Below are 23,900 nucleotides of genomic sequence, written 5' to 3'. Positions count from 1 at the left end.
GCAGCCGGAGTAAACGCCATGCAGCGAACAACGCCGACGACCGTGCCGGTATCAACCCGGCGGAATGGTCGCCAGCATGCCGATCGTGAGGGTCAGGGCCAGGAAGCCCAACAGGAAAAGCGTCATCTTGGCCATAAGGCCTCCTCTCAATGACAGGGTTGCGGTGCAGATGACTGCATGCCGCTTCATCACGCCAGTCTGCCTCAGCCAGGAGGTCTGGAGTGGTTGCCAGTGTGAGGTAGATCGCTGTTTCAATACAGCGCCAGGTTTATCAAAAAAATACGGATCAGATGAAAATCTCCCGGCGCGGTGGATCAGGCGCGCAGCGGCAGCAAACCACAACCACGCGGTCTATCTGGTACACCGCGCCGTAGGGCAGAAACGAAAACGCCTCCACTCGGGAGGCGTTGGTTTTCAGATCGGCCCGCGTGTCAGCGCAGGTCGAAACGGTCCAGCTCCATGACTTTGGTCCAGGCGGCCACGAAGTCCCCGACGAATTTCTCGTGGGCGTCCGCGCTGCCATAAACCTCGCTCAGCGCACGCAATTGCGCGTGGGAACCAAACACCAGATCGACTCGGGTGCCGGTCCACTTGATCGCCCCGGTCTTGCGGTCGCGCGCCTCGAAGGTGTCGTTGCTGGCCGATGTCGGTTTCCACTCAACGCTCATGTCCAGCAGGTTCTTGAAGAAGTCATTCGTCAGCACTTCAGGCCGCGTGGTGAAGACGCCATGCTGGCTGCCTCCCACGTTGGCCCCCAGGACGCGCAAGCCGCCCAGCAACACCGTCATTTCCGGCGCGGACAGGGTCAGCAGTTGAGCCTTGTCGACCAGCAGCTTCTCGGCCGGGACTTGATACTGGCCTTTGAGGTAATTGCGGAAACCATCGGCAATCGGCTCCAGGAAAGCAAACGACTCGACATCGGTCTGTGCCTGGGAGGCGTCGGTGCGGCCGGGCGAGAAGGGAACGCTGACCGTCTGCCCCGCATTTTTAGCCGCCTGCTCCACACCTGCGTTACCGGCGAGGACGATCAGGTCCGCCAGCGACACTTTCTTGCCACCCGCCCCGCCGTTGAACTCGCCCTGAATGCGTTCCAGCGTCCGCAGCACGTTTGCCAGTTGTTCAGGCTGATTGGCCGCCCAGTCTTTCTGCGGTGCCAGACGCAAACGCCCGCCATTGGCGCCGCCGCGCTTGTCAGAGCCTCGGAATGTGGACGCAGCCGCCCAGGCAGTGGACACCAGTTGCGAGACGGTCAGACCCGACTCTAGGATCTTGCTCTTCAGCGCAGACGCATCGTCGCTGTCGATCAGCGGATGGTCGACGGCGGGCAGCGGGTCCTGCCAGAGCAGTTCTTCGGTGGGTGTTTCCGGCCCGAGATAGCGCGCCAGCGGGCCCATGTCACGGTGGGTCAGTTTGAACCAGGCACGGGCAAAGGCGTCGGTGAGCTGATCGGGATTGGCGAGAAAGCGTCGTGAGATCTGCTCGTATGCCGGATCGAAACGCAAGGCCAGGTCCGAAGTCAGCATGCGCGGTTCCTGACGCTTGCTCGGGTCGTGCGCATGAGGAATCTTGCCCGCGCCTGCGCCGCCCTTCGGCTTCCACTGATGGGCGCCGGCCGGGCTTTTGGTCAGCTCCCACTCGAAACCAAAGAGGTTTTCCAGGTACTCGTTACTCCACCGGGTGGGCGTGGAGGTCCAGGTCACTTCCAGGCCGCTGGTGATGGTATCGCCCCCTTTGCCGGTGCCAAACGCGTTGCGCCAGCCAAGTCCCTGTTCTTCCAGGCCTGCGGCTTCGGGTTCGGGGCCCACGTTGTCGGCCGGACCTGCACCGTGCGTCTTGCCAAAGGCATGACCGCCGGCAATCAGCGCCACGGTCTCCTCGTCGTTCATCGCCATCCGGCCAAAGGTTTCCCGGATGTCATGGGCCGACTTGACCGGATCAGGATTACCCTCGGGACCTTCCGGGTTGACGTAAATAAGCCCCATCTGCACCGCTGCGAGCGGTTTCTCAAGGTTGCGTTCGCCATCGGTACGGCTCTGTTCTTCACTGTGCTTGCCCGGCTCGGCGACCAGATCACCCTGACCGGGCTGCTGCATCTCCTTGTGCGCGCCGTAGCGTTCCTCACCGCCAAGCCAGGTGGTTTCAGAGCCCCAGTACACATCTTCATCCGGTTCCCAAACGTCAGCACGACCGCCCGAAAAACCGAAGGTCTTGAAGCCCATGGACTCCAGCGCAACGTTGCCGGTGAGGACGATCAGATCCGCCCAGGAGATCTTGCGCCCGTACTTCTGTTTCACCGGCCAGATCAGCCGACGAGCCTTGTCGAGGCTGACGTTGTCGGGCCAGCTGTTGAGCGGTGCGAAACGCTGCTGCCCCGAGCCAGCCCCGCCCCGACCATCTGCAGTGCGATAGGTCCCGGCGCTGTGCCAGGCCATGCGTACGAACAGCGGGCCATAGTGCCCGAAGTCCGCTGGCCACCAGTCTTGAGACTGGGTCATGAGGGCCAACAAGTCTTTCTTCACCGCGTCGAAGTCCAGGCTCTTGAACGCCTCGGCGTAGTCGAAATCTTCGCCCATCGGGTCAGACAGCGACGAGTGCTGATGCAGAATTTTCAGATTCAGTTGATTCGGCCACCAGTCGCGATTCGTGGTGCCGCCACCGGCAGCGTGGTTGAACGGGCATTTCGATTCAGTTGCCATGTCTTGATCTACCTTTGGTCATAACCGTCGAGCGCCGTAAGGGCTCAAGACGGCGACGAGGGAACTCAGTCGCACAAGGTGCGTATTGTTATTGCCTTACAAGCTTCAATCGCACGGCGATAGCCGATGCCAGACCAAGGGTAGCAATGTTCCGCCAGAGGTCTAATAGGCAAAGCATTGATGGCTGATAGAGAGAGACTTTCACGCTCCTCGGCATCACTGACATGCTGCTGTCACATCAGCGCCGAAACGCTCTGCTACCCTGCTCGTCCCGACTGCCGACAGGTTCTCCCATGATCAACATCCGTGTCATGACGATGGACGACTACGATGCCGTCATTGCCCTGATGAGCAACACCCCCGGCATCTCGCTGCGCGATGCCGATTCCCGCGAAGCGACCGGCCGCTATCTGCAACGCAACCCCGGCCTGAGCTTCGTGGCCGAGAGTGAAACCGGCCTCTGCGGGTGCGTGATGTCTGGCCACGACGGGCGTCGCGGCTACCTGCAGCACCTGCTGGTGCTGCCCGAGTTTCGACGTCAGGGCATCGCCAACCGACTGGTCGAGCGTTGCCTGTCGAGCCTCGAAGCGCTGGGCATCGGAAAATGCCACCTCGACGTGTTCAAAACCAACGAGGCTGCTGCGCGCTACTGGCAGCACCAGGGCTGGACGCTGCGGACCGACATCGACCGCTATTCGTTCACCCGACCGGGTAACGAGAATGCGTGAAGCATTTTTGAGGATCAGTGCCTGTTGATCGGGTCGCCCTGGACTGCCTGATTCAGCGTCGGCCGGCGCACCGCCAGTCACTGGCGCGCCGGTTCGGTTGCCTACACGACCTTCAGCACAATCTTGCCGATGTGGTTGCCCTCTTCCATCCGCCGATGGGCGTCGGCGGCCTCGGCCAACGGGTAAATCCGGTCGATGATCGGCAGGCATTGGCCCTGCTTCAACAGCGGCCAGACCGACGCGTGTACCGAGCGGGCGATCTCGGCCTTTTCCTCGGTGCTGCGCGAACGCATCATGGAACCGGTGACCGAGGCCTGTTTGTCGCTCAGCGCCGCCAGGTTCAGGTCCTTGACCTGGGCGCCGCCCAGAAAGCCAATGACCACCAAACGCCCACGCCGGGCGAGTGACGCGAGGTTACGCTCGAAATAGCTGGCGCCCATGATGTCGAGAATCACGTCAACACCCTTGCCACCGGTTTGCCGGTCTATCACTTCGTCGAATGCGGCTTCGCGGTAGTTGATCGCTTCGCCGCCCAACGCACGGATCTGCTCGCATTTCTCCTCGCTGCCCGCCGTGGCAAAGGCTTTGATTCCCAACGCCTTGCACAACATCAGCGCGGTGGTCCCGATGCCACTGGTGCCGCCATGGATCAACACGGTAGCGCCTTCGCTCGCCTGACCCAGTTCGAACAGGTTGGCCCAGACGGTGAAGAAGGTTTCAGGAATGGCCGCCGCCTGGATCATCTCGACGCCCTGCGGAATCGGCAGCGCCTGAGACGCGGGCACGACGCAATACTCTGCGTACCCGCCGCCGTTGGTCAGCGCACAGATCCGATCGCCCACGGCGAAACCCGACACCGCCGAGCCCAGCGCCACCACTTCGCCGGCCACTTCAAGGCCCGGTACCGGGCTCATGCCAAGCTTCATCGGATAATGGCCTGTCCGCTGGATCACGTCAGGACGGTTGATGCCGGCCGCGTGAACCTTGATCAGCAGCTCGTGCTCAGCGGCCTGCGGAGTGTCCGCCTCCGCCAGGTTCAATACCTCCGGTCCGCCAGGCTGGGTAATTTCGATGTAGCGCATACGCTTTGGCAAATTCATGGGTGCACCTCAAAAAAAACGGGTTACGAGTTCTGACAGGTTTTTTTCGAAGGCATTCAAGAGACTTGCCTGGTCGCGTTTGATACGCGCCGCCCCCCTGCAAGCGGTTGCCGCGGGCACACAATTCTGCTGGGATGTGGCCCTGCCCTTCATCGAGTCAATCAACATGTTGTCGTATCAGGAACTGTTCGAATTCGCCGAGGACTTCGACTCGTTTGTCCGCCGGGGCCTGCCGCCAGAAATCGGCGCCGTGAACGAGATCAAAGCCAAAATTGCCCAACCCGACGTGATCAAGCCGAACACGCTCCAGCGCTTGCGAGACGTGAAAGGCCATTTCCATCTGCTGGTGGCCGGCGAGATGTGGTGCCCCGACTGCCAGATCAACGTCACGGTCATGGATTACCTGCAACGCACCCAGCCGAAGATCAGCCTTGGGGTCATTACCAAGGGACGCGCCGAAAACGAGTTGAAACAACGGCTGAACCTGGAACGGATTTCGATTCCGTTCGTGCTGGTGCTGAACGAGCAATTCCAGCCGGTCGGTCGCTTCATTGAACGACCGCGCGCCGTCATCGACGGCGGCGATGCCGTAAAACCGGATTACCGGGCTGGCGCTTATCTGGAAAGCACCGTGCAGGATTTACTCGACATTTTTGAGACCGCTGTCTGAGCCTGATCATCCCGCGCGCGGAGAGATGACTCGCAGACTCTGGCGAGGGTCAGGACGTGCTCGGAATGAACCTCAGCGTGCCCGCCAAGCCGTCGTTCCCCCGTTCCGGGTTGTCCAGCGGATGGCGGATGCCGTCATTGACCGGCACCTCTTCGAAATCAAACGGGCTGATCCCGTCCAGACACGCGACGTTGATACCGTACTGATCGGGGCTCGAGCGGCGCTGATGATGGGTGTAAATGCCGCAGACCGAACAAAAGAAATGCTTCGCCGCACCGGTGTTGAACCGGTACAGCGTCAGCGCCTGCTCCCCGGCGGTGATCGTCAGATCCGACAATTGCGCACTGACCACGACCGCGCCCCGCATGCGGCAATAAGAACAGTTGCAACGGCGCGCGGAGCGCAACCCGTCGGTCAGCCGAACCTCAAACCGTACCGTGCCGCAATGGCACTGCCCTTTGATGCGTTCTATGTCTTTGTTCATCATTGGCCCTCTCCTTTTCCTCAGAACGGCGAGTGTTTGCGCATTCTCACCCGCCGTGCGCGTGACAAAAAAGCACCCGAAGGTGCTTTTCCTGTCATTGCGATCAGCCGGACGATGCCGTCGCGGCGGCCCGTGCCGAATGCAGTTTCTTGTAGCTTTCGATCAGCCGTAGATGCCGATCGAGGCCTTCAAGTTTCATGCTGGTGGGCGTAAGCCCGTAGAAACGTACGCTGCCGTTTACCGAGCCGATGGCGGCGTCCATACGCTCGTTGCCGAACATGCGACGGAAGTTCACCTCGTAGTCGGCCAGCACCAGATCGTCGTCCAGTTCCGTCTCCAGCACGACGTTGACGGCCTGATAAAACAGACCACGCTCAACGGTGTTGTCGTTGTATTGCAGGAACGCTTCCACCAGATCCTTGGCCTGCTCGAACTTCTGCAGCGCGAGGTAGATCAGCAGCCTCAACTCCAGAATGGTCAACTGCCCCCACGGCGTGTTGTCATCGAACTCGATGCCGATCAACGTGGTGATATCTGTGTAATCGTCCAGTCCGCTGTCTTCCAGACGCTTGGCCAGCGTGCGCAAACCCACCTTGCTCAGATTGTGCAGGTTCAGGATGTCGGCGCGGAACTGCAGGGCCTTGTTGGTGTTGTCCCAGATCAGGTCATCGACCGGGTAGATCTCCGAATAATCAGGCACCAGGATGCGGCAGGCCTTCGCACCGATGTGCTCATAGACGGCCATGTACACTTCTTTGCCCATGTCTTCGAGGATGCCGAACAACGTGGCTGCTTCCTGGACGTTCGAGTCCTCCCCGTGGCCGGAGAAGTCCCACTCGACGAATTCGAAATCCGGTTTGGCACTGAAGAAACGCCACGACACCACACCGCTGGAATCGATGAAGTGCTCGACGAAATTGTTCGGCTCGATCACCGCCTGGCCTTCGAAGGTCGGCTGCGGCAGGTCGTTCAGGCTTTCGAAACTGCGCCCCTGCAGCAACTCGGTCAGGCTGCGCTCCAAAGCAATTTCAAAGCTCGGGTGGGCGCCGAACGAGGCGAATACACCACCCGTACGCGGATTCATCAAGGTCACGCACATCACCGGAAACTCGCCGCCAAGCGACGCGTCCTTCACCAACACAGGGAAGCCCTGCTCCTCCAGCCCCTTGATGCCGGCGACAATGCTCGGGTACTTCGCCAGCACGTCCTGCGGCACATCCGGCAGCGCCATTTCACCCTCGAGGATTTCGCGTTTGACCGCCCGTTCGAAGATTTCCGACAGGCACTGCACCTGCGCTTCGGCCAGCGTGTTGCCCGCGCTCATGCCATTGCTCAGGTACAGGTTCTCGATCAGGTTGGACGGGAAATACACGGTTTCGCCATCGGACTGTCGAACAAAAGGCAGTGAGCAGATGCCGCGTTGCGTGTTGCCGGAGTTGGTGTCGTACAGGTGCGATCCCGACAGTTCACCGTCAGGGTTGTAAATCGCCAGGCAATAGTCGTCGAGGATTTCGGTCGGCAGCGCGTCGTTTGGACCGGGCTTGAACCAGCGCTCGTCGGGGTAATGCACGAAGGCTGCATTGGCGATGTCTTCGCCCCAGAACTGGTCGTTGTAGAAAAAGTTGCAATTAAGGCGCTCGATGAACTCCCCCAGTGCCGACGCGAGTGCGCTTTCTTTGGTGGAGCCCTTGCCGTTGGTGAAGCACATCGGCGAGTGAGCGTCACGGATGTGCAGCGACCACACGTTGGGCACGATATTGCGCCATGAAGCGATTTCGATCTTCATCCCCAGCCCCGCCAGGATGCCCGACATGTTGGCAATGGTCTGCTCCAGTGGCAGGTCCTTGCCGGCGATGCAGGTGCCGGTCTCAGAGGTCGAAGCCGGCATCAACAGCGCCTGGGCATCGGCGTCCAGGTTTTCGACCTCCTCGATCACGAACTCGGGCCCTGCCTGCACGACCTTCTTGACGGTGCAGCGGTCGATGGAGCGCAGGATGCCCTGACGGTCCTTGTCGGAGATGTCGGCAGGCAGTTCGACCTGGATCTTGAAAATCTGGTTATAGCGGTTTTCAGGGTCAACGATGTTGTTTTGCGAGAGACGAATGTGCTCGGTGGGGATGCCGCGCGTGTCGCAGTACAGCTTCACGAAGTAGGCGGCACACAGCGCCGAGGATGCCAGGAAGTAGTCGAACGGCCCCGGTGCAGAACCATCGCCTTTGTAGCGGATGGGCTGATCGGCAATCACCGTGAAGTCGTCAAACTTGGCTTCAAGTCGGAGGTTGTCGAGAAAGTTGACCTTGATTTCCATGGGGGATTACCGAAACGAGAAAACGATTTGGCGGCCATTATCCGGCTTTTCAGCCGGAAGTCTCGTTTTCATCGGACACCCACTGTCGGCAGGCGCTGCACCGGCGTGCTGGCAGATCGATCATCGAACGACTGACGAACGGCACATTCATGGAACTCATAAGCAGAAATCCGGCCCTATACCCTGTACGCCTCAGGAACGCTGCTGATGCTGGGGGGCAGGCACGGAGCGCGACGCTGTGCTTAAGGAATCCACTCGCTGAAAGGTGACACGGTGAATACATTTATTGCGCTGGAAAAGCTTGAAGAGATCGATCTGCAGGATTATCACGAGGTCTGGCTGACAACCTCGGAGCGTTGGCCTCAGGACCCGGAAACCGCGCAACGCGTGTGCCTCTGGCGGGCCGACCGTGAGCTGACCCGGGACGTCGAAATCGACGACGTGTATTTTCAGAACCTGCCCCGCTTGTGGCTGCTCGTTGATGATCTGCATGACCAGCCAGCCGTCAGCCACGTCAAGCAGGCGCTGGACGCACGCATTGGCGAACTGCAACTGGAGGGCGAGTTTCTTCCGGATGAAAAGGACAAAGTGCCGTCCGGCGACAAGCGCACTGATCTTAGAAGCTGACGGCGGAGATAGCCGCTTTCCCTTGCGGCTGACCCATCCTCTTCCGGGAGCGAGCGTGGTCTGGGCGGCATTCCGACGAATGCGGTGGATCAGCACATTCATTTGCCCCTGACCCACCGCGTTCGCGGCCGTCGTAACCTCCGATGGCTTGTATGGTGCGCATTTCCACTAGTTGGGTGACGCTGACGCTGACGGTGTGGTTTGTCCTAACGGCCAAACTGTTCCGCCTTCGGCGAGTTACTTGAAAGGACACCCCTCTTTGTTTCAAGAGGCAGCCAAGTGTCAGGCTCCCGGCTTGGCCCTCCTGCGTCGGGTACCCGCACTCCGACGACACTCCGTGGGCCCGCGCCGAACGGACATCCATGTCCTGACGGCGCTCTCGCGGCATCCATGCCGCTCGTCCCACTGCGCGTCGTCTGCGTTTGGCCTGCACCCAAGTCGCGCTTTGTGGTGTCTGGCCTGCTGCGGTATGAAGATCAAAAGCCATAGCGCGCTTTGCGCTGTTAGATTCAATACCGAAATCGTTGGATAAACATAGAACCTGCGGGAGTCAGCTTGCTGACGAATGCGGTTTGTCATTCACCTTTGATGAAACTGGCTCACTCCCATCGCGAGCAAGCTGATTGTTACGACGCTCCGCGTGGTAACACATTCAATGACGCTCCGCGTCATCCGGGATGTGGCGCATGCTGGCAGGCGTCGCGACTCTCGAAACCGGACCGACACCACCGGTTCGAGAACCATAGAATCTCCCACAGGTAATGCGGCGTTTCCGAAAACAGGTGATTCAACGTTCCCAAGGCTTGCGGCAGCCCTCAGACCTGTGGGAACTGCTGGAGATTACGACAGTGGCGAATGGGGTCATCAGTGACATCGAAGCTTAACCCTAGACCCCGCTTCACTCAGCTGATGTCCGACGCGGAATGCCGCTCTGGCACCTGTTTGTCTTCATCGCCCCAGGTCCGGTTCACCCGCAGGCCACGGATCACGGCGGGGCGTTTGGCAATTTCTTTCGCCCAGCGCTGCACGTGGGTGTATTCCTCGGTCGCCAGAAATTCGGCCGCTGAATAGACGTTGCCAAGGGCAAGCTGGCCATACCAGGACCAGATCGCAATGTCGGCGATGGTGAAGGTGTCGCCTGCCATGTATGGGCTCTCGCTCAAGCGACGATCCAGCACGTCCAACTGTCGCTTGGCTTCCATGGTGAAACGGTTGATCGCGTACTCAATCTTCTCCGGCGCGTACGCATAGAAATGCCCGAACCCGCCCCCTAGGTACGGCGCCGCGCCCATTTGCCAGAACAACCAGTTCAGGGTTTCAGTACGCCCGGCCAGGTCGGTCGGCAGAAATTCGCCAAACTTTTCGGCGAGGTACAACAGGATCGAGCCGGACTCGAACACACGAATCGGCGGCGTGGCGCTGTGGTCCATCAACGCAGGAATCTTGGAGTTGGGGTTGATGTCAACGAAGCCGCTGGAAAACTGGTCGCCTTCACCGATGCGAATCAACCACGCATCGTACTCAGCGTCCTTGTGCCCTAGCGCCAGCAGCTCCTCGAGCATGATGGTGACCTTGACACCGTTCGGCGTGGCGAGCGAATAGAGCTGCAAGGCGTGCTCGCCGACAGGCAATACCTTTTCATGAGTGGGGCCGGCCACGGGGCGGTTGATGCTTGAAAACTGGCCGCCGGACGCGGCCTCGTTTTTCCAGACTTTTGGCGGGACATAAGCTGCTTTAGTCACGAAACGAACCTCTTTGTGGGCCATTATGGTCAGTCATTGCGTCACAGACATCGCAGCGAGACGACACTGTGGGTCATGATGAGACCGGGCATGAGTGAGAGCGGTTCAGGGTATGTGTTTACCGTGCCGCCCCTCAAGTGACATTTCAGTGCCTGCCGTCGAAGCCGTTTTGTTCCCATCGCCACCTTGAGGTCAATTGATCACATGCCCGCGCCCCTCTCCCTCCCGCCCTTTTCCGGGGCCAAAATCGCCGTGTTGTGTGAAGGCCATCTGCTGACCTACCTGCGAGATGACAAAGCCACCATCCCCTGGCCCGGGCTGTGGGACCTGCCCGGGGGTGGCCGGGAAGGCGAAGAGACCGCCGAGCAATGCGCGCTGAGAGAAACCCACGAAGAGTTCGGTCTGCTACTCGATCCGGGCTGGATCGTCTGGAAACGGGTGTACCCCGGCCAGGGCATGAACGGTCTCGACACCTGGTTCTTCGTCGCCCAGGTACCGGCTGGAACCTTCGAGCGAGTGATATTTGGCGACGAGGGGGAGCGTTGGGAAATCAAGAGCGTGAGCGCCTTCCTGGCGATGGACCAGGCCATTCCCCATCTGCAGCAACGGCTGCGCGAATTTCTGGCCGACGAAGCACGATCCGCCGCGCGTCAGACCCGGTCTTAATCACCGCCCGCGGCGCTGGCGAAGAGTGGCCCCAACTGATCAGCCGGCAGCGCTTTACTGAAGTGAAAACCCTGTACCTCATCGCACGGATGGCGCAGCAGGCACTCGAGTTGCTCTCGCGTTTCCACCCCTTCGGCGGTCACCGTCATCCCCAGCGAGCGCCCCAGGCCGATCATGGCCTGAACGATCGCCTGATCGTTACCGCGCTCGGCCAGGTGCGAGATGAAACTGCGATCAATCTTGATCCCGTCCAGCGGGTACTTGCGCAGGTAAGCCAACGACGAAAAGCCGGTGCCGAAGTCATCAAGACTTAGACGGACGCCCAACGCCCTCAAGGCAGTAAGGGTTTTCAGCGCGCTGTGGGCGTGGTCAAGCAGGACCCGCTCAGTGATTTCCAGTTCCAGACGACTCGCAGGCAACCCGCTGCTGTGCAGGGCGTTGCTGACGGCAGCCACCACGTCCTCGTTTTCCGCCAGTTGACCGGGCGACAGGTTGACCGACAGTCCGATCTCACTGGGCCAGTTCATGGCCTCGCGACAGGCATGATCCAGCACCCAGCGCCCCAGCGGATGAATCAGGCCGGTTTCCTCGGCCAGTGGAATGAAGGTGTCGGGCGGCAACAGACCGCGCTCGGGATGTTGCCAGCGCACCAGTGCCTCGAAGCTGCGCAGCGAACCGGTCACGGTCGTGTAGCGGGGTTGATAGTGAAGGCGCAGTTGCTCATCGGCTAACGCTTGACGCAGTTCCTGCTCAAGTTGCTGGCGCGCCAACAGGTGAGCATTCATGCCCTCGACATAAAATCGCCAGGTGTTGCGCCCCGCCGCCTTGGCCTGATAGAGCGCGATGTCGCTCATTCTCAGCAGTTCGGCGGGCGTGCGCGCGTGAACCGGCGCCAGCGCGATGCCGATGCTGGTGCCGATGAACACCGTTTGCGTGTCCAGATCGAATGGCTGGCACAGATCGTCGACCAGCGCTGCGCACAACGCCCCGACTTCAGCCTGATCGAAACGGCCGAGCCGCACCACGATGAACTCATCGCCGCCCAGACGCGCGACCATGCTGTCCGGAGGCACATGGCGCAGAAGCCGTTTGGCGACCTCCTGCAAGACCCGGTCGCCAAAGGCGTGACCCAGCGCGTCGTTGATGGGCTTGAAGCGGTCCAGGTCCAGGCTCAATACCGCGAGGGGCGACGTGACGGCACGGTTCAGATGCTCGCTGAGAAACTGATGAAGCCGAAAGCGGTTGGGTAATCCAGTGAGCGAATCGTGCAGCGACAGTTGCGTGAGTTCTTTCTGACTGACGTGCAAGGCATCGAACTGCGCGTCGATCTGCCGCGCTGATGTCAGCGCATATCGCACCAGCATGGTCAACACGATCGCCAGCGCCAGGACACCGGCGGTGAACAGGGGCAACGTCTGGCGCAGCAGGTCCATGCCAGGCCTGGGCGGCATCCAGCTCAACTGAATGTCCGACCCCAGCAAGGGCATCGAATCGCCGTCGGGGTGCGGCCCCGGGGCGACGGAAATGGTCGGCAATCCATAGGTTTCACTTAAATGGGCGAGCTTGTCGGTGTCGAGCACCATAACGAACATCATGACCGAAGCCGGTCCGGGCACCGGCTGGATCAGCGGGTCCCAACCCGGGCTGATGGTCGCGGCGGCGACCAGCGCTGGCTGCCCACCGACCCTGAGAGCACGCACGACACCGTCGTTCTCCTGCGTCGATTGCCGGGCGTCGGCGATCAACCCGCTCAAGTCCCCTTCCAGCCAGTCACTGGCCTGCATCATCGAGGGCTTGCCGTCGATGACCGCGTACACCGTGCGGTCCTGGGCATTGATGACCAGCACACCGTTGTAGCCATACAGCTCGTACGGGATGGGTCCGACGTTGCGCTGGTCGTCGGCCCAGGTCTTGTCCACGGTGATGTGCAGGTGTTTGTACGCTTCGCCCCACTTGGCGTAATTGATGATGTTGCGCCCGACCTCGTTACGCACCTGCTCCAGGGTGCGCGAGATGAATATGCGCGAACGCTGCTGCACATCCAGGTCCTGACTGAGCGCATTCTTGACCAGCAGGTAGCCGCCCAGGCCGATCAGCAAAAGCAGCGCACCCAACGCCGGGAAAAGGCGCAGAATCAGCTGTCGACTTCGACGGGTAGCGACCCAGCCGGTCAGCGTGGGCGTGAATGTGGGCATGCGGACACCTGAATACACCGGGAAAAACGATAGGCAGCGCCTCAGGCTCGATCGACGAAACGCCTCGTCGTACCGGCCAATGATTGCGAATGGCTATCGTAACCGGCTGTTTATGCAGGGGCTAGCCGTCATTTGACTCCGCAGGAACACGCTGCGATGCGATGGCGGCCTTGTCGATGACCGAGTAGACGTTGTAAACCCGCCCCTGCCGGAACATGTAGAACACGTTTTCCGTAAACTGGACGCGGCGTCCGTTGATCGGCAGGCCGAACAGTTCTCCTGCCGGGGTGCAGTCGAAACACAGCCGCGCGGCCACGTGCGGTGGATCGCTGATCAGCAGGTCAATATTGAATCGAAGGTCCGGGATCGCTCGAAAATCGTTCTCGAGCATCGTCCGATAGCCGGATAGGCCGATGCGTTGACCGTTGTAATGAACGTCCTGATCGACAAACTCACCCAGCGCGGGCCAGTCCTGACGATTGAGACAGTCGATATAACCGCGATAGCGATCGCTGAGTTCCTGCTTGTTCACGGGCAGCCCCCTTTGTAGCGGCGACTTGAGCATTCGCCAGTTTAGGGCGTGCGCCGGACATGATAGTTCCAGAGCCCGTCTGTCTGTGGACAGTCTCAGCGTGGCCCAGGGACGTTCGCGCATGCGGCGTGTCAGTCACTGTTGATGGTGCAGAACCACCGCATTCGTCGGAACACCGCCCAGACCAGGCTCACTCCCACCGGGATTTTCGGTGACCCGGGAGGTTGAACCCAATCTTTGATGAACAGGCCGGATCACACAGACAAAAAAACCGCCGTCGTTAAGACCAGCGGTTCTTTATTCAGCAGAAGGTCAGTTACCCGCAACTTGAGCCACCTCACCCGAGTTCACCAGCGCTTTAAGCGACAGGTCGAACTGTTTCAGGGCATTGATCTGCAGATCACGTTGCGAATCGATCTGAGCGGCGATTTCCGGCGCAGCCTTGTCATGTACCCAGACCGATGTCAGCGCCTTCTCCCCTGTGCCTTCCGCCTTGCCAATGTACTGCAGATTCGAGTCGTAGAACTTGGCGATAAACCGCGCCTCGACCTGACTGTTACGTTGGGTCACCAACTGGCTGTAGGTGTCGAGCATCACCACCACATCGGGACGCGCCTGCATCAACGCATCAAGGTTGTCGTAAAGCGTGACCGAGGCAAATTCCTTTTCCAGCGAACCGTGCAACCACTCAATGGCCAACTTGGGATCAGAGCTGTTGACGAAAGCGTTGCGAATACGAGAGTCCAGTGCGCCGTTCCTGACCCCTTTCAACGCCACGGCATGGTAGCGCTCAAGGTACTCAAGGGTGGCGACCGTGTTTTCACTGTAAAGAACACCGACAGACTGCGTGTGCTTCAAGGCGAACGTGCTGTCCGCCATGGGCAGGAAATGGCATGCCTGCTCTTTGGAAACGTAGTCGGAAGCGTAGGCCGGAACGGTGGCAGCGGCGCCACCTGCCAGTACAGCGACAAGAGTCAGCAAGGTTGAAATTCTCATCGCGGTACATCCTTCTGAAGCCAGTTCGGTATGGCTCTATCCTCCTCCTTTGCTGGAAAAAAAGAACTCTCAATCCTTAATGTTAACTATCGATTTCACGAATGGTATCTGAACAGAGAAAGTCCTTTACGTTTTCCTGAATAAAACAACTTTTCAATAGACTTATCCAGACTAACTCACCAGGCAAAGTTGCCGATGACCTGGCGAACTTTATGCAATGCCTCCACTAACGCGTCCGGCTCGAGAGAACCCAAGGCCAGACGAAGGGCATGGGGCACCGGGCTGGAAATCGAGAACGGCTCAGCGGTCGACACAGCGATATTCTCCGACAGAAGCGCAACCGCCACCTGATCGGCACGTACCTCCTCAGGCAACGGCAACCACAGAAAATACGAGGCTGGATGGCGGATAAACCCCAGACCTGCCAGCGCCTTCGTGGCCAGCTTCTGGCGATACCGGGCATCGTCGCGCTTCTGCGCTTCCAGCCTGGCGACGGTGCCGTCCTCGATCCAGCCACACACCAGCGCCGTCATGACACCCGCCGTGTTCCAGGTCGTCGCCCTGATCGCCCGCTCCATGGCAGGCACCCATTGCAGTGGCGCGACCACATACCCCACTCGCAAACCGGTGGCGATGTTCTTGGAGAAGCCTGATACATACACCGTGAGCTCCGGCGCCAACGCCTTCAGGGGCGCTGGCGGTCTGTCGGCGAGGAAGGCGTAAGCTGCGTCTTCGATCAGCATCAAGCCGTGAGCCCGCGCGATCCCGACCAGACGCTCGCGCCATGGCAAATCCATTACCCAGCCCATGGGGTTGTGCAAAGTCGGCATCGTGTAGACGGCCTTGATCCGTCGCTTGTGACACAGCGTCTCCAGCCCCGCCAGATCCGGGCCATGTTCTGTCAGCGGTATCGGCACCAGTTCCAGCCGATACGCCTCGGCGATGACCTTGAAACCGGAATACGTCAGCGCATCGACCGCCACCACATCCCCCGGTTTCAGCAACGCCATCACTGCGGTGGCCAGGCCGTGCTGCGCGCCGCTGACGATCAACAGCTCCTCGGGTTCGACCGTCAACCCTCGGTCAGCCAGATGCCGGGCAATGCACGCGCGCTCATGCCCTCGTCCGGCGTGGGGTTGATAGCGCAACAACGCTTCCAGATCGCCGGACAATGCCAACTGCCGCAAGCCGCCACGCAATAACTCAGCCTGCCCGGGCAACGCCGGGTAGTTGAAGTTGAGGTCCAGCATGCCCGCGGTCGTGGCCTGTTGATCAACGCCGTGGCTGAGCGGCAGGGCGATTTCCCGGACAAACGTTCCCCGCCCGGTTTCACCGCTGACCAGGCCCATCGCCTCCAGCTCGGCGTAAACCCTGGACGCCGTCACCAGCGCCAGCCCCTGCTGTTCGGCGAGCTGCCGATGAGTGGGTAAACGCGTACCGGGCGGTAACGCACCGGACGCGATTTCACTCGCGAAGTGATCGACGATGGATTTGTAGCGGGCCCGAGGCATACGTGGTGTATCCATGACAATTTTTTGATTGTCATGATTCTGCGCCCTAGGATTGGCTCGCACAACCGACCGCTTCAGCGAACGCGACATTCATCGCACCTCGTGTACCGGTCATCATCGAGTCCGTCGCACATGGAACAGGCATCGCCCCTGCAGCACCGCAACACCGAAAAGGCATCCAGTGGATGGCTCAACGGACTGATCGGCGTGATCATCTTCAGTGGTTCGCTGCCGGCAACCCGCATCGCGGTACTGGAGTTTGCGCCGGTCTTTCTCACCGTGGCCCGAGCCTCCATCGCAGGCGCCACGGCACTGTGCATCCTCCTGTTGCTGAAACAGAAACGCCCTGAGAGGTCTCAACTGCTGCCCTTGTTCATTGTCGCCCTGGGCGTGGTGGTCGGCTTTCCCCTGCTGACCGCCTTGGCCCTGCAATACGTAACCTCGTCACACTCGATCGTGTTTGTCGGCCTGCTGCCGTTGGCCACTGCCGCCTTTGCTGTATTGCGAGGTGGCGAGCGTCCGAGACCGGTGTTCTGGGTGTTTTCGACACTGGGGAGTGCAGTGGTAGTGGCCTTCGCCGTGTCGCAGGGGCTGACGGCCTCCCCCGTCGGCGACCTGCTGATGCTGCTGGCGATTCTGGTGTGCGGGCTGGGTTACGCCGAAGGTGCGAAACTCTCGAAGACACTGGGCGGATGGCAGGTAATCTGCTGGGCACTGGTGCTGTCACTGCCTGTCATGCTGCCGCTGACCGCGCTCACCCTACCGCCTTCGCTTGCGCACATTTCGCTGCCCGCCTGGCTCAGCCTGGGGTACGTATCGTTGTTCAGCATGCTGATCGGGTTCGTGTTCTGGTATCGGGGCCTGGTACAGGGCGGCACTGCCGCCGTCGGCCAGCTTCAATTGCTGCAACCGTTTTTCGGACTGGCCCTGGCCGCGACCCTGCTGCACGAGCAGGTCAGCCTCGGCATGCTGGCAGTGACCGTCACCGTGATTCTGTGTGTGGCGGGTGCGCGACGGTTTTCCCGATGACCCCGAGCGGGCTCAGTTGGCCAGGGCGTTCGATGCGCGCTTGACGTACACCAGCAACCCGCTCAGGCAGATCAGCACCATGCCGAACACTGACGACATGACCGGGTAACTGTCGAAAAACACCATGCCGTATCCGGTGGCGAACACGATCTGCAAGTACCCCAGCGGCGCGAGCAAGGAGGACGACGCGTACTGATACGCCTTGGAAATCAGGAAGTGCGCCGACAGCCCCATGCCACCCAGCATCAACAGCAGCAGCCATTGCGACGCACTGGGCGACACCCAGTAGAACGGCACGATCAGACTCAACAATGCAGTGCTGAACACACCGACGTAAAAGCTGCACACCCACGGGCTGTCGGACTCGCTCGCCAGCTGCGTCAGCAGTTGATACAACGCGAAGAAGAATGCTGTCGCCAGCGGAAACAACATCCACAGCGAAAAGCCATCACCCGTCGGATCGATCACCACCAGCACACCGACGAAGCCAACGATCACCGACAGCCATTGCAACCGGTCCGCCTTGATGCCGAACAGCAGGGGCGACAGGAGCGTGACGAAAGCCGGCGCGAGAAACACCAACGCTGTCGACTCCGCCAGCGGCACATGGGTGAGGCCGAATAAAAAGGTCAGGCTGTCGGCCAGCAGCACCACCGCCCGGAGCAGATGCAACCAAGGACGTTGGGTGTGAAATACCTGTTTTTCCCCGCTCTTGATGCGGTTGCTGAGGATGACGCTGGTCACCAGCACGGTGTGAATCAAGTAGCGCGCCCAGGCCACGAATATCACGGGCAGCGCAAGAATCAGCACTTTGGACACCGTGTCATGACTGGCGAACGCCAGCGCCACGCTGGCCATCAACCACATGCCGATGACATGACGGTGAGAATCGGTAGAGGAATTCATCGGGCCAACCGGCGAGGGAGTGAGTGACGGAGACAGGGCGGAGTAGACCACAAGCAGGCGCCGCGTCCAATGCGCTGCCTAAACTGCCGGGTTTGCGCAACCTTGCGCAGTCTGAAAACGCGCACGAGATGCGCAGCAGCGACCCGACGCTGATTCCAGCCTATATAATCGCCTCCATGCGCGCTTTATTGCCCGCCCTCGCCCGTCCCGTTCAGGAAGTCGCCACACGATATGAGTGTCAAGGAATCCGAAAAATCCGGCGCCGTGCCGCGAATGGCCGATGTCGCCAAACTGGCCGGCGTCTCCAAGATGACCGTGTCGCGGGTGCTGGCCGGACGAGATGTGTCACCCTCCACGACTCAACGGGTACAAGCCGCGATCGACACCCTCGGTTACTTGCCGGACGCCTCGGCCGGGATGCTGTCGAGCGGACGCTCCGAGTTCGTTGTCGCGCTGGTGCCGTCGCTGGTCAGCTCCAACTTCGCCGACACCGTGCGAGGCCTTAACGATGTGGTCAGCAAACAGGGGTTGTGCCTGTTGCTCGGCGACACTGACTACCACCTTGAACAGGAAGCACTCCTGGTCCGCACCCTGTTGCGGCACAGACCGCTGGGGGTCATGCTCACCGGCAGTGCTCATCTGGACAGCACCCGGCAGATGCTGCGTCAGGCGCAGGTTCCGGTGGTCGAAACCTGGGATGTGCCGGACGACCCCATCGAACAATCCGTGGGATTTTCCAACGCCGAAGCCGCCGCGACCCTGGTTCGTCATCTGCATGACAAGGGTTATCGGCGCATTGCCTTCATCGGCGGCGCTTCGATGCTCGACCATCGCGGCCAACAACGCCAGCGGGGTTACCTGCTGGCGTTGACTGCACTGGGCCTGGAGCCACGCGTCATCGAACACGGCGAATCGCCGATCACCATGAGTCATGGCGGCGAATCCGTGGCGCTGCTGCTAGCGAAATGGCCCGACACGGACGCCGTGATGTGCGTGAGCGACCTGTCAGCGTTCGGCGCAATCATGGAATGCCATCGCCGTGGCCTGAATGTCCCGCGCGACATCGCCGTGGCCGGATTCGGCGACTTCGAAGTCTCACGTTACTGCACGCCTAGCATCACCACGATCGCGGTAGCCCCCTATGACATCGGGCGTCGAGCAGGTGAACTTTTGCTGGCAGGCGCCAACGCCCGTCGCGAAGGCCTGCCCCGACCTTCCGAGGTGGTGGTGACAGGGTACGAAATCCTGGCGCGGGAGAGTACCTGACACGTAGCCTGGCAACGACACCTTCCGTCGAGGATGCCGGTGCTCGCCGGGTTGACTGCCGCTTCGCGCCGGGTCGTCCGGATGCGGTCCAGAGACAAGCCACGCTACGCCTCCGGCAGAATCAAAAGCAACGCGGCGGTCTGCTTCTGATCTTCTTACCGAGAAAATTCAGGCACCACTGAACGGGACTTGGGGGCAGGCTAAACGTAGACGACGTTAGGGCTTTTTAGTTTTTGAGGTTTGCGGTGGGTTTGTTAGGTTCGTGGGGGTTGGCGTTGGGAGGGTGGGCAGATCCATTTTCTCGGGTGGCGCCGAATCACCTTTCCGCCCCTCCGGCGGGTCACTTTTGAAAAGGCACCAAAAGTAACCAAAAGTGCCCGGCTCCTGGTTTGGCCCTCGTTCGTCGGGTACCCGCACTCCGACGACGCTCCGTGGGCCCGCGCCGAACGGGCATCCATGCCCTGACGGCGCTCTCGCGGCTTCCCTGCCGCTCGGCCCACTGCGCGTCGTCTGCGTTTGGCCTGCACCCAAGTCGCGATTTGTGGTGTCTGGACTGTCGCGCATATGAACAGCTCGGGCTGGAGCTAACGCTCCTCGCTTTCTTTGATGCGTGCATCCGTCGTCCGCATCCCACCCTGTAGGAGCGCGCTTGCCCGCGATCTGCCGGGAACCGGCAGCAAGACCTGTGCATGCGGGGTTTCAGGCACGATTGAGTCGTCTGGTTTTGCTGCCGCTGCGCGCCAGATCGCGGGACAAGCCACGGCTTGAGGCAGAAGCCTATTTAGAGGCTGCACACTTGATGGAAGGAAGACAGTCGCTACGCGCTGCGCCCAGAATCAACGGCAGGTGGCATACCGTCGACTCGCGACCCGGCATCACTCGCAACTCCACTTCTGTCCGCAGGGCGTAGGGACAATCGGCGGTTCCGCTTCTGCCCGAAGGGCGTGGGAGCAGTCGGAGGTTACGACGGCCGCGATGGAGCGCGCAGCGGTCCTGAAATCTGCGAGTGCGGTACTCGCCCGCTCAACCGGTACGGGATCAATGACCCAGGCCGTGCGCAGCCTTTCACCAATCCAGCGTAATCCCGCTCTCGAAAAAACGCGCCTGACCGGTCACCGGATCGACAAAGCGCAAACCTTGAGCCAACAGCTTCAAAGGCTTTTGGTAGTCGTCCACCGCGTCCTTGATGACCTCGGGATAGAAAGGGTCGTTACAGATTCCCGCTCCCAGCGCCGCCATATGCACACGCAGCTGATGCTTCTTGCCCGTCACCGGGTATAAACCATAGCGCCACAGTCCGCCGTTTTTCTCGCACACGTCGATCCGGGTTTCGGTATTGCTCTGCCCTTCCCCTTCCTGCATGCGGAAGAACGGCTCGCCATCGACCAGTCGACTTCTGTGTACCCGCGGGAACTCAAGTTCGGGCAGCGCGCGGGCAATGGCCTCGTATCGCTTATCGATCTGTCGGGTGGGAAACAGGGCTTGATAGGCCGAGCGGGTTTGCTTGTTCGCAGCGAACAGCACCAGGCCCGCCGTGTGTCGATCGATCCGGTGCAACGGCACCAGGTCCGGATTGTCGAGCCTGCGAATCAAACGCCGCAGCAACGTCTGTTCGACGTATTCGCCGGCGGGCGTTACGGGCAGGAAATGTGGTTTGTCAGCGACCACCAGGTGTTCGTCGGCATACAGGATCGTTTCCTGCACCGGGATAGGCGTTTCGTTAGGCACTTCACGAAAGTAATGAATGCGCAGCCCCTCGCGATACGCCAGATCCATGGCGATCGGATTCCCTTCACCGTCCAGCACGCGACCACGGGCAATACGGTCCAGCCACTGCTCTCGAGGAATGGCACTGAAACGCTCGCACAGGCAATCGAGTACCGTTCGCCAAGGTCCGGGCGGTAAATAAAGGGTGCTGGCCTGAAGAACGGCGGGCGTGAAGACAGATTCGGACATGGGCAACTCAGGATCGGGATGACAGACGCGACAAGCGCTGCATTATCACCCAGCACCCGAGCTTGTGCGAGCAACGGCGCCCACCAACGTTCCCCCTGTCAGGGCGCGCGTTTATGGGCGATACGCACGCGCGTGACGATATGTCGCATGCTTATCCCGTACCAGTTGTCTGACATCTACATGACAGCGGTAGATGCTGCATTTGATTTGTTCTAAAATGTTTCGAAATCGGCAAGCAGGCGCGAAACCGAACGTAACAGACCCGTTTAAAGGTCGACTTCGAAAACGCCTGCCGGACCTGAACTCATAAAAAGAAAGCCCGTCCTCGACGGGCTTTTTTCGTTTTCAGCGTTTGTACTGCGCGCCGTGCGCATCTGCCGGAGGTACAACGTCGGCACTGAAGACGCAAGACGCCCGCGTCCTGCACTGCCCACGACAGATTTCTATTTCAAACTTTGAGGTTTCGCCATGCTGGGTCAACTGTTTCAATGGATCAAACGCCTGTCCACCGGTACCACTGCCGAAAGCGAGGAAAGCTATTCACAGTCGTTCTCTGACGAAGAGCGCGATGTCGGCCGCTGGACCTTCATGTCCGTGTTCATCGTGTTCACCCTGAGCCTTTATATCGTCGCGGGCCTCGGCTACTACGCCAAGGTTCATGTCTGGGACAGCATGAGCGAAGCGCAGAAAGAAGCGGTGGCCAAAGCGATGGTCGTGGACACTCAATACCTGTAAGGCCGCTCTGGCCTAACGCAAAAACATCACCACCTGCCCGGTGTCGAATGGCCAGTCCAGTTCGGCACCGGTGTCAGTGCGCCGCAACACCGGAATTCGCAGGCCATAGGCATCGTTCATAGCTTCGTTCTCAGCGATATCGATCAATTCCACCAGCAGACCGTGCTCGACCAAGGGCATCAGTTCAGCCTCTGCGACCTCGCACAAGTGACAACCCAGCGTACCGAACAGTTGGCATTCCGGCGGCATGACGAGGCCCTTCGAGCAGAAGACGGGAATGCCAGTTTAGGCCCGCCCTGAAATGCCGTCGAGCCTGAAGCGCCATCTGGAACCCACGTTGGCGCGGTCCGGCCGGTTTCTCGAAGCCGCGATAGCCAGGCCGGGCAACGCGGTGCACGACCTGGCCAATGCGTTCGCGGATAAGCATGGCCAGCGAGCATCGTCATGCATCAGTCGTGGTTGATGGCCCCGATCTTGTGAATCGACAGGTCGGCGCCGTAATACTCCTGCTCCTGACTCAATCTCAGCCCCAGGCACAGCTTGATCACGCCATACACGAGGAACCCGCCGCCCAGTGCGATGAGCACACCCAATGCGCTGCCGATCAGTTGGCTGATCAGACTGACACCGCCCATGCCGCCGAACGCCGTCTGGCCAAAGATGCCGCAGGCAACACCGCCCCACACACCGCAGAGCCCGTGCAGCGGCCAGACGCCCAGCACGTCGTCGATTTTCCAGCGCACCTGCGCCGCAGTGAAACACCAAACGAACAGCGCACCGGCGATGACGCCGGTGACCAGAGCACCCACCGGATGCATCAGGTCGGAACCCGCACAGACCGCCACCAGTCCTGCCAACGGGCCGTTGTGTAAAAAGCCAGGGTCATTTCGCCCGACCAGCAAGGCCGCCACCGTGCCACCCACCATCGCCATCAACGAGTTGACCGCGACCAGGCCGCTGACCCCATCCAGCGTCTGGGCACTCATCACGTTAAAACCGAACCAGCCGACAATGAGAATCCACGACCCCAGCGCGAGAAAAGGGATGCTGGATGGCGGATACGCGACCAGCTTGCCATCGCGATAACGGCCATTGCGCGCGCCCAACAACATCACCGCCGCCAACGCCAGCCAGCCGCCCATGGCGTGCACCACCACGGAGCCTGCAAAGTCGTGGAAGCTGGCGCCGAAGGTGTTTCGCAGCCACGCCTGCACACCAAAGTTGCCATTCCATACCAAGCCTTCGAAAAAGGGATAGACAAAGGCCACGATCAACACCGTCGCGCACAATTGCGGGGCGAACCGCGCCCGTTCGGCGATACCGCCGGAGATGATCGCGGGGATCGCGGCAGCGAAGGTCAGCAGGAAGAAGAACTTGACGAGGCCATAGCCGTGATCGTTGGCCAGGACTGCCGCAGGCTGAAGAAAGCTCACGCCATAGGAAATCCAGTAGCCAATAAAGAAGTACGCCAGCGTCGACACTGCGAAATCACTGAGGATTTTCGACAACGCGTTGACCTGGTTCTTTTGCCGAACGGTGCCGACTTCAAGAAAGGCAAAACCGGCATGCATGGCAAGTACCATGACGGCACCGATCAGAATGAACAGTGTGTTGGTGCTGTGGACCAGGGTGTCCACTGCACTGTGTATGTTTTCCATCGAGGGGCAGGCCTGCAAGTGATGAAAGCACCGAAGCGGAAACAACTGCTGACCCGCCGCCGCAAAAGCACCAAATTAGAGCATGCAGAGATCGA

At 60.3% G+C, this 23,900-nt stretch carries 21 protein-coding genes; 7 read left to right on the top strand and 14 right to left on the bottom strand.

The genetic code is table 11. The features are described 5' to 3' along the window. Window positions 1-51: 51 nt before the first annotated feature. Both BMY73_RS27860 and katG read right to left on the bottom strand, forming a co-directional pair. The gene (locus BMY73_RS27860) at window positions 52-342 is read right to left on the bottom strand and encodes a hypothetical protein (RefSeq protein ID WP_139214145.1); all 291 of its coding nucleotides are present in this window, start codon (window positions 340-342) and stop codon (window positions 52-54) included. A gap of 89 nt (window positions 343-431) precedes the next feature. Beyond that, window positions 432-2,696 carry a catalase/peroxidase HPI gene (gene katG / locus BMY73_RS07295; RefSeq protein ID WP_092406109.1) on the bottom strand — a complete coding sequence of 755 codons (2,265 nt, stop codon included), beginning with the start codon at window positions 2,694-2,696 and terminating at the stop codon, window positions 432-434. Between the two features lie 293 nt (window positions 2,697-2,989). Here katG and BMY73_RS07290 point away from each other — a divergent pair, with 293 nt between their 5' ends. Then, window positions 2,990-3,424: a GNAT family N-acetyltransferase gene (locus BMY73_RS07290; protein WP_062387373.1), complete on the top strand. Its 435-nt coding sequence runs from the start codon at window positions 2,990-2,992 to the stop codon at window positions 3,422-3,424. Between the two features lie 101 nt (window positions 3,425-3,525). On the opposite strand, the gene BMY73_RS07285 is transcribed toward BMY73_RS07290, so the two are convergent. Then, entirely contained in the window at window positions 3,526-4,524 is a 999-nt protein-coding gene (locus tag BMY73_RS07285; RefSeq protein ID WP_092406107.1) for an NAD(P)H-quinone oxidoreductase, read from the bottom strand. 166 nt (window positions 4,525-4,690) lie between these two features. Between BMY73_RS07285 and BMY73_RS07280 the strand changes: the two genes are divergently transcribed. Next, on the top strand, window positions 4,691-5,194 hold the full coding sequence (locus tag BMY73_RS07280; RefSeq protein WP_092406159.1) for a thioredoxin family protein: 504 nt from the start codon (window positions 4,691-4,693) through the stop codon (window positions 5,192-5,194). Window positions 5,195-5,243: 49 nt separating this feature from the next. On the opposite strand, the gene BMY73_RS07275 is transcribed toward BMY73_RS07280, so the two are convergent. Together BMY73_RS07275 and BMY73_RS07270 are read right to left on the bottom strand one after the other, a co-directional pair. After that, on the bottom strand, window positions 5,244-5,678 hold the full coding sequence (locus BMY73_RS07275; protein WP_062387541.1) for a GFA family protein: 435 nt from the start codon (window positions 5,676-5,678) through the stop codon (window positions 5,244-5,246). Window positions 5,679-5,781: 103 nt separating this feature from the next. Further along, window positions 5,782-7,986, bottom strand: a complete 2,205-nt coding sequence (locus BMY73_RS07270) for an OsmC domain/YcaO domain-containing protein (RefSeq protein WP_092406105.1) — start codon at window positions 7,984-7,986, stop codon at window positions 5,782-5,784. A gap of 273 nt (window positions 7,987-8,259) precedes the next feature. Between BMY73_RS07270 and BMY73_RS07265 the strand changes: the two genes are divergently transcribed. Beyond that, window positions 8,260-8,613 carry a hypothetical protein gene (locus BMY73_RS07265; protein WP_062387382.1) on the top strand — a complete coding sequence of 118 codons (354 nt, stop codon included), beginning with the start codon at window positions 8,260-8,262 and terminating at the stop codon, window positions 8,611-8,613. A 902-nt stretch (window positions 8,614-9,515) separates the two neighbouring features. Here BMY73_RS07265 and yghU read toward each other — a convergent pair. Further along, a complete protein-coding gene (gene yghU / locus BMY73_RS07260) occupies window positions 9,516-10,355 on the bottom strand; it encodes a glutathione-dependent disulfide-bond oxidoreductase (protein ID WP_062387544.1) in 840 nt (279 codons plus the stop codon). 204 nt (window positions 10,356-10,559) lie between these two features. Between yghU and BMY73_RS07255 the strand changes: the two genes are divergently transcribed. Then, window positions 10,560-11,021, top strand: coding sequence for an NUDIX hydrolase (locus tag BMY73_RS07255; protein ID WP_092406103.1), 462 nt, complete (start codon window positions 10,560-10,562; stop codon window positions 11,019-11,021). Here BMY73_RS07255 and BMY73_RS07250 read toward each other — a convergent pair. The 4 genes from BMY73_RS07250 to BMY73_RS07235 all read right to left on the bottom strand — a co-directional run bounded on the left by BMY73_RS07250 (window position 11,018) and on the right by BMY73_RS07235 (window position 16,255). After that, complete coding sequence (locus tag BMY73_RS07250; protein ID WP_092406101.1) at window positions 11,018-13,216, bottom strand: putative bifunctional diguanylate cyclase/phosphodiesterase; 2,199 nt, start codon at window positions 13,214-13,216, stop codon at window positions 11,018-11,020. The two genes, BMY73_RS07255 and BMY73_RS07250, sit on opposite strands and share 4 nt — an antisense overlap. A 121-nt stretch (window positions 13,217-13,337) precedes the next feature. Next, a complete protein-coding gene (locus BMY73_RS07245) occupies window positions 13,338-13,748 on the bottom strand; it encodes an ester cyclase (protein ID WP_062387546.1) in 411 nt (136 codons plus the stop codon). 312 nt (window positions 13,749-14,060) lie between these two features. Then, the gene (locus BMY73_RS07240) at window positions 14,061-14,744 is read right to left on the bottom strand and encodes a hypothetical protein (protein WP_062387392.1); all 684 of its coding nucleotides are present in this window, start codon (window positions 14,742-14,744) and stop codon (window positions 14,061-14,063) included. A 176-nt stretch (window positions 14,745-14,920) separates the two neighbouring features. After that, window positions 14,921-16,255, bottom strand: a complete 1,335-nt coding sequence (locus tag BMY73_RS07235) for an aminotransferase-like domain-containing protein (RefSeq protein ID WP_062387395.1) — start codon at window positions 16,253-16,255, stop codon at window positions 14,921-14,923. Between the two features lie 132 nt (window positions 16,256-16,387). Between BMY73_RS07235 and BMY73_RS07230 the strand changes: the two genes are divergently transcribed. Next, window positions 16,388-17,284, top strand: coding sequence for a DMT family transporter (locus BMY73_RS07230; RefSeq protein ID WP_062387398.1), 897 nt, complete (start codon window positions 16,388-16,390; stop codon window positions 17,282-17,284). A 12-nt stretch (window positions 17,285-17,296) separates the two neighbouring features. On the opposite strand, the gene BMY73_RS07225 is transcribed toward BMY73_RS07230, so the two are convergent. Then, window positions 17,297-18,190 carry a DMT family transporter gene (locus BMY73_RS07225; RefSeq protein ID WP_082060935.1) on the bottom strand — a complete coding sequence of 298 codons (894 nt, stop codon included), beginning with the start codon at window positions 18,188-18,190 and terminating at the stop codon, window positions 17,297-17,299. 231 nt (window positions 18,191-18,421) lie between these two features. Between BMY73_RS07225 and BMY73_RS07220 the strand changes: the two genes are divergently transcribed. Then, window positions 18,422-19,456: a LacI family DNA-binding transcriptional regulator gene (locus tag BMY73_RS07220; RefSeq protein ID WP_092406099.1), complete on the top strand. Its 1,035-nt coding sequence runs from the start codon at window positions 18,422-18,424 to the stop codon at window positions 19,454-19,456. A 1,065-nt stretch (window positions 19,457-20,521) separates the two neighbouring features. On the opposite strand, the gene BMY73_RS07215 is transcribed toward BMY73_RS07220, so the two are convergent. Beyond that, the gene (locus tag BMY73_RS07215) at window positions 20,522-21,412 is read right to left on the bottom strand and encodes a pseudouridine synthase (protein ID WP_092406097.1); all 891 of its coding nucleotides are present in this window, start codon (window positions 21,410-21,412) and stop codon (window positions 20,522-20,524) included. A gap of 468 nt (window positions 21,413-21,880) precedes the next feature. Between BMY73_RS07215 and BMY73_RS07210 the strand changes: the two genes are divergently transcribed. Next, the gene (locus tag BMY73_RS07210) at window positions 21,881-22,147 is read left to right on the top strand and encodes a hypothetical protein (protein WP_062387407.1); all 267 of its coding nucleotides are present in this window, start codon (window positions 21,881-21,883) and stop codon (window positions 22,145-22,147) included. Window positions 22,148-22,159: 12 nt separating this feature from the next. Here BMY73_RS07210 and BMY73_RS07205 read toward each other — a convergent pair whose 3' ends face one another. Both BMY73_RS07205 and BMY73_RS07200 read right to left on the bottom strand, forming a co-directional pair. Further along, complete coding sequence (locus tag BMY73_RS07205) at window positions 22,160-22,396, bottom strand: glutaredoxin family protein (RefSeq protein ID WP_062387410.1); 237 nt, start codon at window positions 22,394-22,396, stop codon at window positions 22,160-22,162. Window positions 22,397-22,596: 200 nt separating this feature from the next. Next, window positions 22,597-23,805 (bottom strand): ammonium transporter, encoded by a 1,209-nt coding sequence (locus BMY73_RS07200; RefSeq protein ID WP_062387412.1) that lies wholly within the window; start codon window positions 23,803-23,805, stop codon window positions 22,597-22,599. Between the last annotated feature and the right edge of the window lie 95 nt (window positions 23,806-23,900).

This window comes from Pseudomonas sp. NFACC02, from assembly GCF_900110765.1.
Taxonomy (GTDB): domain Bacteria; phylum Pseudomonadota; class Gammaproteobacteria; order Pseudomonadales; family Pseudomonadaceae; genus Aquipseudomonas.
This window is presented reverse-complemented; position numbering and strand designations above follow the sequence as displayed.

Coding starts and splice junctions, on each gene's coding strand:
- katG (WP_092406109.1), bottom strand. CDS start 2,696: ATGGCAACTGAATCGAAATGCCCGTTCAACCACGCTGCCGGTGGCGGC.
- BMY73_RS07290 (WP_062387373.1), top strand. CDS start 2,990: ATGATCAACATCCGTGTCATGACGATGGACGACTACGATGCCGTCATT.
- BMY73_RS07285 (WP_092406107.1), bottom strand. CDS start 4,524: ATGAATTTGCCAAAGCGTATGCGCTACATCGAAATTACCCAGCCTGGC.
- BMY73_RS07280 (WP_092406159.1), top strand. CDS start 4,691: ATGTTGTCGTATCAGGAACTGTTCGAATTCGCCGAGGACTTCGACTCG.
- BMY73_RS07275 (WP_062387541.1), bottom strand. CDS start 5,678: ATGAACAAAGACATAGAACGCATCAAAGGGCAGTGCCATTGCGGCACG.
- BMY73_RS07270 (WP_092406105.1), bottom strand. CDS start 7,986: ATGGAAATCAAGGTCAACTTTCTCGACAACCTCCGACTTGAAGCCAAG.
- BMY73_RS07255 (WP_092406103.1), top strand. CDS start 10,560: ATGCCCGCGCCCCTCTCCCTCCCGCCCTTTTCCGGGGCCAAAATCGCC.
- BMY73_RS07250 (WP_092406101.1), bottom strand. CDS start 13,216: ATGCCCACATTCACGCCCACGCTGACCGGCTGGGTCGCTACCCGTCGA.
- BMY73_RS07240 (WP_062387392.1), bottom strand. CDS start 14,744: ATGAGAATTTCAACCTTGCTGACTCTTGTCGCTGTACTGGCAGGTGGC.
- BMY73_RS07235 (WP_062387395.1), bottom strand. CDS start 16,255: ATGCCTCGGGCCCGCTACAAATCCATCGTCGATCACTTCGCGAGTGAA.
- BMY73_RS07230 (WP_062387398.1), top strand. CDS start 16,388: ATGGAACAGGCATCGCCCCTGCAGCACCGCAACACCGAAAAGGCATCC.
- BMY73_RS07225 (WP_082060935.1), bottom strand. CDS start 18,190: ATGAATTCCTCTACCGATTCTCACCGTCATGTCATCGGCATGTGGTTG.
- BMY73_RS07220 (WP_092406099.1), top strand. CDS start 18,422: ATGAGTGTCAAGGAATCCGAAAAATCCGGCGCCGTGCCGCGAATGGCC.
- BMY73_RS07215 (WP_092406097.1), bottom strand. CDS start 21,412: ATGTCCGAATCTGTCTTCACGCCCGCCGTTCTTCAGGCCAGCACCCTT.
- BMY73_RS07210 (WP_062387407.1), top strand. CDS start 21,881: ATGCTGGGTCAACTGTTTCAATGGATCAAACGCCTGTCCACCGGTACC.
- BMY73_RS07205 (WP_062387410.1), bottom strand. CDS start 22,396: ATGCCGCCGGAATGCCAACTGTTCGGTACGCTGGGTTGTCACTTGTGC.
- BMY73_RS07200 (WP_062387412.1), bottom strand. CDS start 23,805: ATGGAAAACATACACAGTGCAGTGGACACCCTGGTCCACAGCACCAAC.